The sequence below is a fragment of the Polaromonas sp. P1_G4 genome (assembly GCF_056405475.1).
Map to the genome: position 1 here is coordinate 1 of NZ_JBFUCA010000653.1, position 1,991 is coordinate 1,991.

General features: G+C 57.6%; 1 pseudogene. It reads right to left on the bottom strand.

Annotated elements, in window-relative coordinates:
* A pseudogene (rpoB, locus tag AC1D1X_RS21790) lies at positions 1 to 1,881 on the bottom strand (DNA-directed RNA polymerase subunit beta); the annotation flags it as partial.
* Positions 1,882 to 1,991: the final 110 nt, after the last annotated feature.

Sequence of the window (1,991 nt, forward strand, 5' to 3'; positions counted from 1 at the left end):
GGCCTGGGCGATGACGTATTTGCCTTCTTCGATGGCCGACAGGTAGTCGATCTGGTCGGTGATCTTGGCGTCCACCACACGGCGATACGGCGTTTCAATGAAACCGTATTCGTTGAGGCGGGCATACAGGGCCAGCGAGTTGATCAGGCCGATGTTCGGACCTTCAGGCGTTTCAATCGGGCAGACGCGTCCGTAATGGGTGACGTGCACGTCACGCACTTCAAAGCCGGCGCGTTCGCGGGTCAAACCGCCCGGGCCAAGGGCCGAAACACGGCGCTTGTGGGTGATTTCGGCCAGCGGGTTGGTCTGGTCCATGAACTGCGAGAGTTGCGATGCACCGAAGAACTCTTTCAGCGCAGCCGAAATCGGCTTGCTGTTGATGAGGTCGTGCGGCATCAGCGGCTCTTGCTCGGCCTGGCCGAGGCGCTCTTTCACGGCCTTTTCGATACGTGCCAGACCAGTACGGTACTGGTTTTCAGCGAGTTCGCCGACACAACGCACGCGGCGGTTGCCGAGGTGGTCAATGTCATCGACTTCGCCGTTGCCGTTGCGCAGATCCACCAGGATTTTGACGACAGCAAGGATGTCCTCGTTGGTCATGACCATGGGGCCGGTGGAAGAATCGCGGCCGACGCGGGCGTTGAACTTCATGCGGCCGACCTTGGACAGATCGTAGGTATCCGGGTTGTAGAACAAGCGCTGGAACAGGGCCTGCACGGCATCTTCGGTGGGCGGCTCGCCGGGACGCATCATGCGGTAGATGGCGACGCGCGCAGCAAATTCGTCCGCGGTTTCGTCGGAGCGCAGGGTCTGGGAAATGTACGAACCCTGGTCGAGTTCATTGGTATACAAAACCTGCAGATCCTGCACGCCGGCAACGCGCAGCTTTTTCAGCAGCACTTCGCTCAGTTCATCATTGGCCTTGGCGATGATTTCACCGGTCTCAGCATCAACGATGTTCTTGGCGACCACACGGCCGATCAGGAAATCTTCGGGAACGCTGATCGTCGTGGTGCCACTTTGCTCCAGCTCGCGGGTATGGCGAACGGTGATGCGCTTGTCTTTTGCGACCACGACTTTGCCGTTTTTGTCGGTGATGTCGAAACGGGCCACTTCACCGCGCATGCGCTCGGCCACGAACTCCATCTGTGCACCGCTATCCATTAGGCGGAAATTGTCGAACACAAAGAAATTGGCCAGGATGGATTCCGGATTCAGACCAATGGCCTTGAGCAGAATCGTGACGGGCATCTTGCGACGACGGTCAACCCGGAAGTACAGGATGTCTTTGGGGTCGAACTCGAAGTCGAGCCACGAACCGCGGTAGGGAATGATACGGGCCGAAAACAGGAGTTTGCCCGAGCTGTGGGTCTTGCCCTTGTCGTGTTCAAAAAACACGCCAGGTGAACGGTGCAACTGGGACACGATCACGCGCTCGGTCCCGTTGATCACAAAAGAGCCCTTGTCGGTCATGAGCGGCACTTCGCCCATATAAACCTCTTGCTCTTTGACTTCCTTGACCACCTTGGACTGCGATGTGGAGGATTCGCGGTCATAAATGATCAGCTGCACCTTGGCGCGCACGGCCGAGGCGAAAGTGAGTCCACGGGTCTGGCATTCACGCACGTCAAACGCCGGCTTGGCCAGGTTGTACTCGATGAATTTCATCTCGACAAAACCATTGTGCGAGACGATGGGGAAAGCGTTTTCAAACGCTGCCTGCAGGCCTTCAACGGTGCGCTTTTGAGGTGCACGGTCGGCTTGCAGGAACGCTGTGTACGCGTCTTTCTGCATTTGCAGCAAATAGGGAACAGTCAACACGCTTTCGCGGTTGCCGAAGCTTTTGCGGATGCGTTTACGTTCGGTGTAGGAATAGGCCATGAGTTCTCCGCGTTGATGGGCTCTGGCGACTCTCGTGCCCGAATACACCACGTATTCAGGCAGCTTGGTGGTTGGCCACTACCAACCATGGCGGACGGTGACGCATTGCA